This window comes from Pseudomonas sp. NS1(2017) (assembly GCF_002269425.1).
Lineage (GTDB): Bacteria > Pseudomonadota > Gammaproteobacteria > Pseudomonadales > Pseudomonadaceae > Aquipseudomonas > Aquipseudomonas reactans.
The window spans coordinates 2671889-2685217 of sequence record NZ_CP022960.1 but is presented as its reverse complement, the minus strand read 5'-3'; the positions used below and the strand labels follow the sequence as shown (position 1 = coordinate 2685217).

Sequence of the window (13329 nt, the reverse complement as noted above, 5' to 3'; positions counted from 1 at the left end):
CGCAAATTTTCCTTTCCCGACGCTTCGATGAGTTTTTTCAATCGAAGTCGGGTGGCTGTGCGCGCGTTTATCAGCTACCATTTTCGCAAATGAACATTAATGTTCGAATTCCAAGACGAAAAAATCGCGAGGCCAGCCGATGAACCCTTCCACCTTGCCTGCTCCACCGCTTGCCGAAGTCTATGACGTTGCCGTTATCGGTGGCGGGATCAATGGCGTCGGCATTGCAGCAGACGCAGCCGGGCGCGGTTTGTCGGTATTCCTTTGCGAAAAGGACGACCTGGCCAGCCACACCTCGTCCGCCAGCAGCAAGCTGATCCACGGCGGCCTGCGCTATCTCGAACATTACGAATTCCGCCTGGTGCGCGAAGCACTGGCCGAACGCGAAGTGCTGTTGGCCAAGGCCCCGCATATCGTCAAGCAGATGCGCTTCGTGTTGCCGCACCGCCCGCACCTGCGTCCGGCGTGGATGATCCGCGCCGGCCTGTTCCTGTATGACAACCTGGGCAAGCGCGAAAAGCTAGCCGGTTCGAAAAGCCTTAAGTTCGGCCCCGACAGCCCGCTGAAAAGCGAAATCACCAAAGGCTTCGAATATTCCGACTGCTGGGTGGATGACGCCCGTCTCGTCGTGCTGAACGCCATGGCCGCCCGCGAAAAAGGCGCGCACATCCACACGCAGACCCGTTGCATCAGCGCCCACCGCAGCAATGGCATGTGGGAAATGAACATGGAACGCGCCGATGGCAGCCTGTTCTCGATCCGTGCTCGCGCACTGGTGAACGCCGCCGGCCCGTGGGTCGCCAAGTTCATCAAGGACGACCTGAAGCTGGATTCGCCCTATGGCATCCGCTTGATCCAGGGCAGCCACCTGATCGTGCCAAAACTGTATGAGGGCGCCCACGCGCACATCCTGCAGAACGAAGACCAGCGCATCGTTTTCACGATTCCGTACCTGAACCACCTGACCATCATCGGCACCACCGACCGCGAATACACCGGTGACCCGGCAAAAGTCGCCATTACCGAAGGTGAAACCGACTACATGCTCAAGGTGGTCAACGCTCACTTCAAGAAACAACTGAGCCGCGACGATATCGTGCACACCTACTCCGGCGTGCGCCCACTGTGCAACGACGAATCGGACAACCCTTCGGCCATCACCCGCGACTACACCCTGGCATTGTCCGGCGGCACGGGCGACGCGCCGATCCTGTCGGTGTTCGGCGGCAAGCTGACCACCTATCGCAAGCTCGCCGAATCGGCGATGGCGCAACTGGCCCCGTATTTCACCCAGATGCGCCCAAGCTGGACCGCCAAAGCCAGCCTGCCGGGCGGCGAAGATATGACCACGCCAGAAGCCCTGGCAGAGGCCATTCGCAGCAAATTCGACTGGGTGCCGACTGAAATCGCACGCCGCTGGTCTACCACCTACGGCAGCCGCACCTGGCGCCTGCTGGAAGGTGTGCAGTCCCTGGCGGACCTGGGTGAGCACCTGGGCGGTGGCCTGTATACCCGCGAGGTTGATTACCTGTGCGCAGAGGAATGGGCGACCCAACCTCAGGACGTGCTGTGGCGTCGCACCAAGCTGGGTCTGTTCACCACCCCGGAAGAACAGGCCAACGTGCAGCGTTACCTGTCCACCGTTGAGCAGAACCGCAGCAAGATCGAAGCAGCCTGATCCCTCCCTGTGTAGGAGCGAGCTTGCTCGCGAAACACCTGAGAACGCCGCGTTTATCCAGAATAAACGCGGCGTTTTTGCGTTTTTTCGCGAGCAAGCTCGCTCCTACAGAGATGTCGCACAACATTCGGTTTTCCGAACGCCGCACTAAGGGCAATTCGGTTTGCCGGATTAAAATGTGAAATTCAGCGCGTCATACAAAGTTAATCTTCATATATATCAAACAGTTAATCATTTATTTCAGGCCTGGCACGACTCATGCTCTACACTCTTGGACGATTGCCTGGGACGCCTCAGGAGCCGTCACGGGCATTCGCTGTACAAGAGAGCCGTTTAGCCGGCTTCATAAAAAAAACAAATGTCGAGGAAGTATTGATGCGCATCGTTCCCCATATTCTGGGCGCAGCTATCGCTGCTGCTCTGATCAGCACTCCAGTTTTCGCCGCCGAACTCACCGGCACGCTGAAGAAGATCAACGACTCCGGCACCATCACTCTCGCTCACCGCGACAGCTCCATTCCGTTTTCCTACATCGCGGATGGTTCGGGCAAACCCGTGGGCTACTCCCACGACATTCAGTTGGCCGTCGTCGAGCAACTGAAAAAAGACCTGAACAAACCCGATCTGAAGGCCAAGTACAACCTGGTCACTTCGCAAACCCGTATTCCGCTGATCCAGAACGGCACCGCGGACCTCGAGTGCGGCTCCACCACCAACAACGCCGAACGCGCCCAGCAAGTTGATTTCACCGTCAACATCTTCGAAATCGGCACCCGTCTGCTGGTCAAGAAAGACAAGGATGGCAAGCCCACCTACGCCGACTTCGCTGACCTGAAAGGCAAGAACGTCGTGACCACCGCTGGCACCACGTCCGAGCGCATCATCAAAGCGATGAACGCCGACAAGCAAATGGGCATGAACGTCATCTCCGCCAAAGACCACGGCGAATCCTTCCAGATGCTGGAAAGCGGCCGCGCCGTTGCCTTCATGATGGACGATGCCCTGCTGGCCGGTGAAGAAGCCAAGGCCAAGAAGCCGGACGACTGGGTCATCACCGGTACTCCGCAGTCCTTCGAAGCCTACGCGTGCATGGTGCGTAAAGACGACCCGGCCTTCAAGAAAGCGGTCGATGACGCCATCGTTGCCCTGTACAAATCCGGCGAAATCAACAAGATCTACAGCAAGTGGTTCGAGAGCCCGATCCCACCAAAAGGCCTGAACCTGAACTTCCCGATGAGCGACAAGGTGAAGGAGCTGATCGCCAACCCGAGCGACAAGCCAGCGCCTGACGTAAAAATCTGATACCTGACTAAGCTTATCTCCTGAGGGAGCCACCCTCCCTCAGGCGTCTGTTACTACCTGCTGGCTTTATTTTGGAACACTCGACCTGGCGGTTTTCGAGCCGATCGCGTGTGCCTGGCGTTCACCGTCAGGCGGGAAAGGATCTTCCCCAAGCGGGTGCTTGTACATCGATCGACTTCGAGGGGAGACCCTAATGAATTACAACTGGGACTGGGGCGTGTTCTTCAAGTCCACTGGCGTGGGCAGCGAGACTTATCTCGACTGGTACATCGCCGGCTTGGGCTGGACCATCGCCATCGCTGTCGTGGCATGGATTATCGCCTTGCTGCTGGGGTCCATTCTGGGCGTCATGCGCACCGTGCCAAACCGCATCGTATCGGGCATCGCGACCTGCTACGTGGAACTGTTTCGTAACGTGCCGCTGCTGGTTCAGCTGTTCATCTGGTACTTCCTGGTACCCGACATGCTGCCGCAGAACCTGCAGGACTGGTACAAACAAGACCTCAACCCGACCACCTCGGCCTACCTGAGCGTTGTCGTGTGCCTGGGCCTGTTCACCGCCGCCCGTGTGTGTGAGCAAGTGCGTACCGGCATCCAGGCGCTGCCACGCGGCCAGGAATCCGCTGCGCGCGCCATGGGCTTCAAGCTGCCGCAGATCTACTGGAACGTGCTGCTGCCACAAGCCTACCGGATCATCATTCCGCCGCTCACCTCGGAATTCCTTAACGTCTTCAAGAACTCCTCCGTAGCGTCCTTGATCGGCCTGATGGAACTGCTGGCGCAAACCAAACAGACCGCCGAATTCTCGGCCAACCTGTTTGAAGCCTTCACCCTGGCCACGCTGATCTATTTCACCCTGAACATGAGCCTGATGCTGCTCATGCGCCTGGTCGAGAAGAAAGTCGCAGTGCCCGGCCTGATCTCCGTGGGGGGTAAATAATGGACTTCGATTTCAGCGGCATCATCCCCGCTATCCCAGGCCTGTGGAACGGCATGGTCATGACCTTGCAGTTGATGGTCATGGGCGTGGTCGGCGGCATTGCGCTGGGTACGGTCCTGGCGCTGATGCGCCTGTCGTCCAGCAAACTGCTGTCGCGCGTTGCCGGCGCTTATGTGAACTACTTCCGCTCGATCCCGCTGCTGCTGGTGATCACCTGGTTCTACCTGGCGGTGCCGTTCGTGTTGCGCTGGATCACTGGCGAAGACACGCCGATCGGTGCGTTCACTTCCTGCGTCGTGGCCTTCATGATGTTCGAAGCCGCGTACTTCTGCGAAATCGTACGGGCCGGTGTGCAGTCGATCCCCAAAGGCCAGATGGCGGCGGCACAGGCGATGGGCATGACCTATGGCCAGACCATGCGCCTGATCATCCTGCCCCAGGCGTTCCGCAAGATGACCCCGTTGCTGCTGCAACAGTCGATCATCCTGTTCCAGGACACCTCGCTGGTCTACACCGTGGGCCTGGTGGACTTCCTCAACTCCGCCCGCTCCAACGGCGACATCATCGGCCGCTCCAACGAGTTCCTGATCTTTGCCGGTGTCGTCTACTTCATCATCAGCTTTTCCGCCTCGCTGCTGGTCAAGCGTCTGCAAAAAAGGTTTGCCGTATGATCTCTATCAAGAACATCAACAAGTGGTATGGCGACTTCCAGGTGCTGACCGATTGCAGCACCGAGGTTAAAAAAGGCGAAGTGATCGTGGTGTGCGGACCGTCCGGTTCGGGCAAATCCACCCTGATCAAGTGCGTCAACGCGCTGGAACCGTTCCAGAAGGGCGACATCGTGGTCGACGGCACCTCCATCGCCGACCCGAAGACCAACCTGCCGAAACTGCGTTCGCGCGTGGGCATGGTGTTCCAGCACTTCGAGCTGTTCCCGCACCTGACCATCACCGAAAACCTGACCATCGCGCAGATCAAGGTGCTCGGCCGCAGCAAGGAAGAAGCCACCAAGAAAGGCTTGCAACTGCTCGACCGCGTCGGCCTGTCGGCACACGCCCACAAGCACCCTGGCCAACTCTCCGGTGGTCAGCAACAACGTGTGGCGATTGCCCGCGCCCTGGCCATGGACCCGATCGTCATGCTGTTCGACGAACCGACCTCGGCGCTGGACCCGGAAATGGTCAACGAAGTGCTCGACGTGATGGTGCAACTGGCCCACGAAGGCATGACCATGATGTGCGTGACCCACGAAATGGGCTTCGCCCGCAAAGTGGCCGACCGCGTGATCTTCATGGACGCTGGCAAGATCATCGAGGACTGCCCGAAAGAAGAGTTCTTCGGCGACATCAGCGCCCGCTCCGAACGCGCGCAGCACTTCCTTGAGAAAATCCTGCAGCACTAAAAAGCAACTCGCTCCTACAGTAGGCAGCCGCGGTAGCTGACCCAAGGCATCTGTGATGAAATGCGACCCCAACCAATTTCGCGCCGCACCGCCATCACTTGCCGTGAAACCACGCCTGATCCGCCAACTGTTCCTGCCGCCGTTGATCATCGCCCTGATGATCGGCCTGGGTTTCATCGGCTTCTGGGTCAGTGAGTACTACGGCATCCGCACCCTCAGCGACACCGGCGAACGCCAGCTGGAGCTGCATGCCCGCACCGTCGAAAGCGAACTGAGCAAATACACCTACCTGCCCAGCCTGCTCGAACTGGAGTCCAGCGTCTCCACGCTGCTGGCCGATCCGAACCAGGAAACCCGCAAGACCGTCAACGATTACCTCGAAGGCCTGAACCGACGCAGTCGCAGTCGGGCCATCTACGTGATGGACACCACTGGCCGCGTGCTGGCCACCAGTAACTGGCGCGATGCTGACAGTTACCAGGGTGAAGACCTGTCCTTCCGTGCCTATTTCCAGAATGCCGTGCGTGGCCAGCCGGGCCGTTTCTACGGTATCGGCAGCACCAACGGCGAACCCGGCTACTACCTGGCCCATGGCCTGGAAGAGCACGGCAAGATCATCGGCGTCGCGGTGGTCAAGGTGCGCCTCGAAGCCCTCGAAGAGCGCTGGCAGCGCGCGCGCCTTGAAGCCTTTGTGAGCGACGAGAACGGCATCATCATCCTTTCCAGCGACCCGGCCCGCCGCCTCAAGGCCGTGCGTCCGCTGAGCGATGACACCAAGGACCGCCTGGCCCATAGCCTGCAATATTACTGGGCAACGCTGAACGAACTTGAGCCCCTGGCCCGCGAGCGTCTCAACGAAGGCACCGAGAAACTGACCTTCCCGGCCAACAGTGAAGTGGTCAACGACGAGCACGAGGTCAGCTACCTGGCGCAGACCCGGCCGCTGAATGACACGCCATGGAATTTCACCCTGCTCACCCCCCTGAATGACCTGCGCCGCGCCGCCATCAATCAGGGCATCCTGGTGGCCGTCGCGTTCGGCTTGGTCGCGTTTTTACTAATCGCCTGGAATGAGCGGCGCAAGGTCATCGCCACCCGCCTCGCAGCCCGTGAGGCCTTGCAGGAAGCCAACAGCCAGTTGGAACGGCGGATCGCCGAGCGCACCGCCGACCTGCGCGCCAGCAACGAGCGACTCAAGGGCCAGATCCGCGAACGACGCCAGGCCGAAGAGACGCTACGCCGCGCCCAGGATGAGCTGGTGCAGGCCGGCAAACTGGCGGCCATCGGCCAGATGTCCACCAGCATCGCCCATGAATTGAACCAGCCACTGGCGGCGCTGCGCACCTTGTCCGGCAATACCGTGCGCTTCCTTGAGCGCGGCGCCCTCGACACCGCCAGCGCCAACCTCAAGACCATCAACGAACTGATCGACCGCATGGGCCGCATCACCGCCAGCCTGCGCTCCTTCGCCCGGCGCGGCGATGACCAGGGTGAAGCCAGCCTGGCCAAAGCGGTCGACGCCGCCTTCCAGGTACTTGGCGCACGCTTGGACAGCCTGCCGCTGACTCTGCATCGCGACTTTTCCCACGCCCAATTGCAAATCGATCAGACGCGCCTGGAGCAGATACTGGTCAACCTGATCGGCAATGCCCTGGACGCCATGCAGGCCCAGCCCACGCCCGAGCTGTGGCTGGAGGGCAGCAGCAGCGAGGGCAAATACCGCCTGCACGTGCGCGATAATGGCCACGGTATCGACGCCGAGGCGCGCAAGCATTTGTTTGAACCGTTCTTCACCACCAAGCCCGGCGAGCAAGGCCTGGGCCTGGGCCTGACGCTGTCCGCCAGCCTCGCGGCAGCCACCGGCGGCAACCTTGCCGTGGAACACCCGGCCAGTGGTGGAACGGCCTTTGTCTTGTGCCTGCCGTTGGCGGGCGCTCAAAAAGCTGAGTCGACATGAATACAGACGCTAAAGCCATTAAAGACGAACTCACGGTGCTGATCGTCGAAGACGATCCTCATGTGCTGCTCGGCTGCCAGCAGGCCCTGGCCCTGGAAGACATTCCCAGTGTCGGCGTGGGCAGCGCTGAAGAAGCGTTGAAACGTATCGGCGAGAACTTCGCGGGCATCGTGATCAGCGACATCCGCTTGCCAGGCATTGACGGCCTGGAACTGCTCACCCGCCTCAAGGCCCTGGATAAAAGCCTGCCAGTGGTGCTGATCACCGGGCACGGCGATATCTCCATGGCTGTCGGCGCGATGCGCAACGGCGCCTATGATTTCATGGAAAAACCCTTCTCCCCCGAACGCCTGGTCGACGTCGCCCGTCGCGCCCTGGAGCAGCGCGGGTTGGCACGGGAAGTCTGGTCGCTGCGCCGCCAATTGGCCGAGCGCGATTCACTGGAAGGCCGCATCATCGGCCGCTCGCCGGCCATGCAGAACCTGCGCGAGCTGATCGCCAATGTGGCCGACACCTCGGCCAACGTGCTGATCGAAGGCGAGACTGGCACCGGCAAGGAACTGGTCGCGCGCTGCCTGCATGATTTCAGCCGGCGCCACTCCCACCAGTTCGTCGCCCTGAACTGCGGCGGCCTGCCGGAGAACCTCTTCGAAAGCGAGATTTTCGGCCACGAAGCCAACGCTTTCACCGGTGCAGGCAAACGTCGCATCGGCAAGATCGAACACGCTCACGAAGGCACGCTGTTCCTCGATGAAGTGGAAAGCATGCCAATCAACCTGCAGATCAAACTGCTGCGGGTGTTGCAGGAGCGCACCCTGGAGCGCCTGGGGTCGAACCAGAGCGTGGCGGTGGATTGCCGGGTGATCGCCGCCACAAAGTCGGACCTTGATGAACTGAGCCGTGCCAATCAGTTCCGTAGCGACCTGTACTATCGCCTCAACGTAGTGACGCTGGAACTGCCGCCGTTGCGCGAGCGTCGCGAAGACATCTTGCAACTGTTCGAGCACTTCCTGCAGCAGTCGTCGCTGCGTTTTGACCGCAGTGTGCCGGAGTTGGACAACCAGACCCTGTCGAGCCTGATGAGCCACGACTGGCCGGGCAACGTGCGTGAACTGCGCAACGTCGCCGAACGCTTCGCCCTGGGCCTGCCGGCCTTCAAGAAAAGCGGCGCCAGCAGCGGCAACCAGGGCCTGGCCTTCACCGAAGCGGTGGAAGCCTTCGAACGCAACCTGCTCAACGATGCCTTGCAACGCAGCGGCGGCAACCTGACCCAGGCCAGCCAGGAACTGGGGATGGCCAAGACCACGCTGTTCGACAAAGTCAAAAAATACGGGTTGAGCCACTGATGGATCTGTTCTTGAAGGCCGCCCTGGGCGCGGCGGTGGTGTTGATCCTGGCGGCGCTGGCCAAGACCAAGAACTACTACATCGCAGGCCTGGTGCCGCTGTTTCCGACGTTTGCGTTGATTGCCCACTACATCGTCGGCAAAGGCCGTTCGGTGGACGACTTGAAGACCACGATCCTGTTCGGGATGTGGTCGATCATTCCGTATTTTGTGTATTTGGCGACGTTGTATGTGATGGTGGATCGGATGCGGTTGGAGGCTTCATTAGCTGTGGCCGCAGTCGCATGGCTAATAGCCGCGACGGTGTTGGTGAGCGTCTGGGTCCGCCTACACGCCTGACACAACTCGGTCAAAAACTGTGGGAGCTGGCTTGCCTTCTCCCACATTTGGATTGAGGTGTATCAGACAGGTCAGCGGACGATTTTGTCGACCTGAATGCCCAGCTTCTTCAGCCGGTACCAAAAGCTGCGCTCCGAAATCCCGATCTTCGCCGCCGCCGCAGCCTGCACGCCGTTGCTCTCCTGCAACGCCGCGAGTATGTAGGCCTTCTCCACCTCTGCCAGCGCCGCATCCAGGTCCTGGGGAATGCCTGGCCCATCGCTGAGGATCGCCGTCACACCCTCCTCGCTTGGTTTCGAAGCAAACAAGTAACCCGGCAAGTCGATGTCTTCGATCACAGGCGACGCCGCCACGATAGTCGCGCGCTCCACGCAGTTCTGCAGCTCACGGATATTGCCCGGCCAGTGATACGCCGCCATGGCCTGCAACGCCTCCGGGCTGAAGCCGGTGATGCGTTTACCGGCGGTGGCGCTGAGGGTCTGGGCGAAGTGACGGGCCAGGGGCGCGATGTCTTCGACCCGTTCGCGCAACGACGGCAGCGGGATCGGGAACACGTTGAGGCGGTAGTACAGGTCTTCGCGAAATTCCTTGTTGGCCACTGCCTCCAGCAGGTTTTTGTTGGTCGCGGCGATCACGCGCACGTCCACTTTGCGTTCACGGGGATCGCCCACCGGTTCGATCACCCGCTCCTGCAACGCCCGCAGGATCTTGGCCTGCAACGCCAGGGGCATATCACCCACTTCATCAAGAAACAGCGTGCCCTTGTCCGCTTGCTGGAAGCGCCCTACCCGGTCCGCCACGGCGCCGGTAAACGCGCCTTTGCGATGGCCGAACATTTCGCTTTCCAGCAACCCTTCCGGGATTGCCGCACAATTGACCGCCACGAAGGGTTTGTCGGCGCGGCTGCCATGCTTGTGGATGGCGCGGGCGACCATCTCCTTGCCGGTACCGCTTTCGCCGGTCAGCAGGATGGTGGCGCTGCTGTCGCGCACCGAGTCCACAGCTTGCAGCACCTTGCGAAACGCCGGGCTGTCGCCCACCAGGCTGTCGAACTGGGCGTGTTCGTCCAGCTCGGCACGCATGCGCGCGTTGTCGCGCATGATGTCGCGAAATTGCAGGGCCTTGGCCACGGTGATGTCCAGCTCGTCGATATCGAACGGCTTGGCGATGTAGTCGTAGGCGCCGTTGCGCATCGACTGCACGGCGTTTTTCACTGTGCTGTAGGCGGTCATCACGATCACCGGCACATGGGGGTAGCGCACTTTGATCTCGGCCAGCAACGCCGGCCCGTCCATGCCTGGCATGCGCCAGTCACTGATCACCAGGTCGATGTCTTCCTGCTCCAGCACCTTGAGCGCGTGCAGGCCGTTGCCAGCGACAAACACCTGCACGTCGTTCTGGCCCAGGGCCGAGGCCAGCAGGTCGCAGAGCTTGGGTTCGTCGTCGACTACCAGAATGTTATGCGTCATGACTGTCCTCGTCGTCTTCGCCACTCGCCGGAATGTACAGGCTGAAGGTGGCGCCGGCATCTTTCTCACTGGCACATTCGATGCTGCCGTCGTGACTTTCCATGATCGAATAGACTTTGGCCAGGCCCAACCCGGTGCCCGACGCCTTGGTGGTGACAAATGGCGTGAAGATGCGCTCGATCATGTCCGCCGGAATGCCTTGGCCGGTGTCGGTAATGCTGATCAGCGTGTTCTCGCCTTCCGTGCGAATGCCCAGGGTCAGGCGCCCGCCTTCGGGCATCGCGTCGATGGCGTTGAGGATCAGGTTGAGGCACGCCTGCTTGAGCTGCTTGGCATCCGCGTAGATCGTCGCTCCGGGTGCTTGGTCGTCGATGTGCGCGTCGATGTTATGGGTGGCCAGTTCCGGCGCGCAGAAGCCGAGGATTTCCTCCACCAACGGGCGCGCCGGCAGCAACACGCGCAATGGCGGGTTGGGCTTGGCAAAGTCGAGGAACTCGGTGATCAGGTCGTTGATGCGACTGACCTCGCTGACCACATATTCCAGATGGCGCTTGTCGGTTTCCGCCAGGTCGGCGCGGCGGTGCAGCAACTGTGTCGCCGTCTTGATGATGCCCAGCGGGTTGCGGATTTCGTGAGCCAGGCCCATGGCGACCTCACCCAGGGCGTGCAGGCGATCACGTCGACGTAGCTGGGCTTCAAGGTGATGCAGCTCGCCCAGACGTTCGGTCATATGGTTGAAGGTGCTGCTCAACTGCGCCAGTTCGTCGCCACCGCTGACCACCACGCGGTGCGCGTAATCACCGGAAATCACTGCGCTTACGCCCTGGGACAGGTCCCGCAGCGGCTTGGTCAAGCGCCGCGACACCAGCACGCCGGCGGCCAGCGACAGCGCCGAACTGAGCAGGAAGATCAGCACGAACAGGTTGCTCTGGTTCACCAACCCCACCAGGCTGGTGTGGCGCAACAAGCCGCTGAAGATCACACCTTGCAGCTCACCGGCGTCGTTGAAGATCGGCCAGTACAACCCGCTGTAGTTGTTGGTGAACTGCTCGCTCGGTTGCTTGGTGCTGCGCATGGCGATTTCGACGTTCTTGGGGATGCGCGACGGGTGATCTTCAAAGCGTTGGGTCGAGAAGATCTCTGAGAACCCATTGGGGTTGGCCAGGTACAGGCGCAGGTCGAGGGAGTGCACGTCGGCCACGCTGGTGAGGAAACTGCTGTCCAGGTAAGTGGCTACCAGCAGCACATAATCGACGCCGTCCTGGGTGGTCTCGAAGGTGGACACCACCACACCTGTGCTCACCCCAGCCACCTGAACGGTCTGTAATACGGCGTTACTGGTGAGGCTGATCTGCTTGATGATGTCGTCAGAGGCAGTGCTAAACACCAGCTTGTGGTCGCTCACGCGAATCAGTGCCACCACGTCGATATCGGTGGCGTCGGCAATGTCGGCGGTCAGGCGGTCGTGCTTGGCGGCTTGCCGGCTCGAGGGCGGGCTGGTGTAGCGCAGGAACAGCTTGGCCATGCGCGCGTTGTCGTGAAGGATGTCGCCGATCTCGTCCTTGACGATCTTGGTCGACTCCTGCAGCCAGATGCGCACGTTGCTGTCGAATATCTGCGACAACGTGGTGGCCGCCAGTTCGGCGGCGATCATGGTGGGAATCACGCTGACCAACCAGAACGCCAGCACCAGCTTGCGCTGGACGCTCCAGCGCGAAATGGCAAAGGGGCGGGCTTTCTGGCGGGTCTTGGTGATCATCAGGTTTCGCTTATCGCAGCAGCCATGGCAGGGTCGGAACGATCCGGTCGAATAAACAGTTTTACAAGCTTGAGCAGGCCGTTGACCAGCCGGTTGCGGTGGCGGAAAAACACGCTGTTGCCCTGGAACTCGCAACCCAGGCGCAGCTTACTGGCATACCCGGCCTGGCCGCACTCATACACGGCAATATTGTGTTGAATACAGTAGTCCACATTGGTCAGCCAGCTACGGAAGTACAGGTTGTAGTCACGGGTGAATTCCACGTCATGCCCGAAAAACTTGTCCACCAGCCGGTGTTCGTCCACCAGGATCAGGTTGAACGCCACCAGTTGCTCATCCACCCAGTAAAGAACACAGACCGCCCGCTCATCAAGCCGTTCCAGCACTCCGGTGAAGTAGCCGGCGGGCAGCCGCTCAAACTGCAACTCCGCACGCGTCAGCGTGGCCTCGTACAAGCGCATGACCTCGGGCAACACGTCGTCGATATTTCGCCGCCACTCCACCCGTGGCCCCGGCGCGCGCAGTTTGCGGCGCAGGTCCTTGCGTGTGGATTTGCCCAGGGACCCCAGGTAAGCGTCCACCGAGCCGTAGGGCAGCGGCAACACCCCCGTGGGCAAGCTCGGCATGCTCTGGAAGCCTGCCGCGCGGCAACTCTCGACCCAGTGCGGGTCTTTGCTCGGTGCGTCCTTGACCGCCACCAGGCCGATACCGAAGTCATCGGCATCCTGGCGCGCGGCTTCCAGCAGGTGCTTGAGCAGCAGCGGGCGGCGTGCATCCGCTACATTGCTGGCAAAACCAACGTCGCAGCGCTCCGCCACGGGGGAACCGAGGGCATACAGCCCCAGTTGCAAAAGCCCCGGCCACAGTCGCTCCACACGCTCGGTCAAGCGTTTGCCGGCGCCCGACACCGTGGTGTCGAGGCGATAATGGGTGATGAACGCCGCGGCCACAGCCACCAACGTTCCATCGTCGTAAACCGCCAGGTAACGCCACTGAAAATCATCGATGGCGGCGTTTTCCACGGCGACGTAATAGTCCCAGTCCTCCAGGGCACCCGGGAAACAGTCGTTCCAGGCACTACGCTGGAGGGCCCGGATGGTCGGGAAGGCTTGGGCGGTAATCACAGGGTTTCCTTAAG

General features: G+C 60.8%; 11 protein-coding genes. 8 read left to right on the top strand and 3 right to left on the bottom strand.

Annotation, left to right across the window (positions count from 1 at the left end; translation table 11 throughout):
* Positions 1-139 precede the first annotated feature (139 nt).
* From glpD to CI807_RS12620, 8 genes are all read left to right on the top strand, one after another.
* Complete coding sequence (glpD, locus tag CI807_RS12655) at positions 140-1678, top strand: glycerol-3-phosphate dehydrogenase (RefSeq protein WP_095014896.1); 1539 nt, start codon at positions 140-142, stop codon at positions 1676-1678.
* Positions 1679-2053: 375 nt separating this feature from the next.
* Positions 2054-2980 carry a glutamate/aspartate ABC transporter substrate-binding protein gene (locus tag CI807_RS12650; RefSeq protein ID WP_016977962.1) on the top strand — a complete coding sequence of 309 codons (927 nt, stop codon included), beginning with the start codon at positions 2054-2056 and terminating at the stop codon, positions 2978-2980.
* A gap of 193 nt (positions 2981-3173) precedes the next feature.
* Positions 3174-3920, top strand: coding sequence for an amino acid ABC transporter permease (locus CI807_RS12645; RefSeq protein ID WP_010212762.1), 747 nt, complete (start codon positions 3174-3176; stop codon positions 3918-3920).
* Positions 3920-4591, top strand: a complete 672-nt coding sequence (locus CI807_RS12640; protein ID WP_010212763.1) for an amino acid ABC transporter permease — start codon at positions 3920-3922, stop codon at positions 4589-4591. Before CI807_RS12645 ends, CI807_RS12640 begins: the two co-directional genes overlap by 1 nt.
* On the top strand, positions 4588-5322 hold the full coding sequence (locus CI807_RS12635; RefSeq protein ID WP_003188952.1) for an amino acid ABC transporter ATP-binding protein: 735 nt from the start codon (positions 4588-4590) through the stop codon (positions 5320-5322). The genes CI807_RS12640 and CI807_RS12635 overlap by 4 nt, the downstream gene beginning before the upstream one ends.
* Before the next feature lie 55 nt (positions 5323-5377).
* Positions 5378-7279 carry a sensor histidine kinase gene (locus tag CI807_RS12630; RefSeq protein ID WP_095014895.1) on the top strand — a complete coding sequence of 634 codons (1902 nt, stop codon included), beginning with the start codon at positions 5378-5380 and terminating at the stop codon, positions 7277-7279.
* Positions 7276-8625, top strand: a complete 1350-nt coding sequence (locus CI807_RS12625; protein WP_095014894.1) for a sigma-54 dependent transcriptional regulator — start codon at positions 7276-7278, stop codon at positions 8623-8625. The genes CI807_RS12630 and CI807_RS12625 overlap by 4 nt, the downstream gene beginning before the upstream one ends.
* Entirely contained in the window at positions 8625-8963 is a 339-nt protein-coding gene (locus tag CI807_RS12620) for a GlpM family protein (RefSeq protein ID WP_016977478.1), read from the top strand. The genes CI807_RS12625 and CI807_RS12620 overlap by 1 nt, the downstream gene beginning before the upstream one ends.
* A gap of 71 nt (positions 8964-9034) precedes the next feature.
* Here the strand turns inward: CI807_RS12620 and CI807_RS12615 are convergent, their stop codons facing one another.
* The 3 genes from CI807_RS12615 to CI807_RS12605 are packed head-to-tail and all read right to left on the bottom strand — an operon-like array spanning position 9035 to position 13315.
* Entirely contained in the window at positions 9035-10432 is a 1398-nt protein-coding gene (locus CI807_RS12615) for a sigma-54 dependent transcriptional regulator (RefSeq protein WP_095014893.1), read from the bottom strand.
* Positions 10422-12191: a HAMP domain-containing sensor histidine kinase gene (locus tag CI807_RS12610; protein ID WP_095014892.1), complete on the bottom strand. Its 1770-nt coding sequence runs from the start codon at positions 12189-12191 to the stop codon at positions 10422-10424. Before CI807_RS12610 ends, CI807_RS12615 begins: the two co-directional genes overlap by 11 nt.
* Positions 12191-13315: a GNAT family N-acetyltransferase gene (locus CI807_RS12605; protein ID WP_095014891.1), complete on the bottom strand. Its 1125-nt coding sequence runs from the start codon at positions 13313-13315 to the stop codon at positions 12191-12193. The genes CI807_RS12610 and CI807_RS12605 overlap by 1 nt, the downstream gene beginning before the upstream one ends.
* Between the last annotated feature and the right edge of the window lie 14 nt (positions 13316-13329).